The 262-nt window shown below is 66.4% G+C and carries 1 pseudogene; it reads right to left on the bottom strand.

Annotated elements, in window-relative coordinates:
* Positions 1–262, bottom strand: a pseudogene (locus B3D39_RS17475) (D-2-hydroxyacid dehydrogenase family protein); the annotation flags it as partial.

Consider the following 262-nt stretch of genomic DNA (forward strand, 5'->3'; position numbering starts at 1 on the left):
CACGCCATGCCGGGTGCAGGCAGCGACATCGACATGCGGGTAGCTGCTGCGTTGCGCGATCAGGCGTAGCTTGGGCAGCTTCGCCAGAAGCTCGGCGGTGATCGGCATGCGCTCGCGAAAGAGCACCAGCGCCTCCGCCTCGGCATGCCGCTCGGCCAAGCGATCGATATCGCTCTCGTGATCGGTCCAGACCGTGACCTCGTGCCCGTTGAGCCGCTGGAAGCTGGGCAGACCGCGCAGCGTGTCGAACCAGTCGTCGAGA

This window comes from Thioclava sp. UBA3469, assembly GCF_002378135.1.
In the GTDB taxonomy this organism is placed as follows: domain Bacteria; phylum Pseudomonadota; class Alphaproteobacteria; order Rhodobacterales; family Rhodobacteraceae; genus Thioclava; species Thioclava sediminum.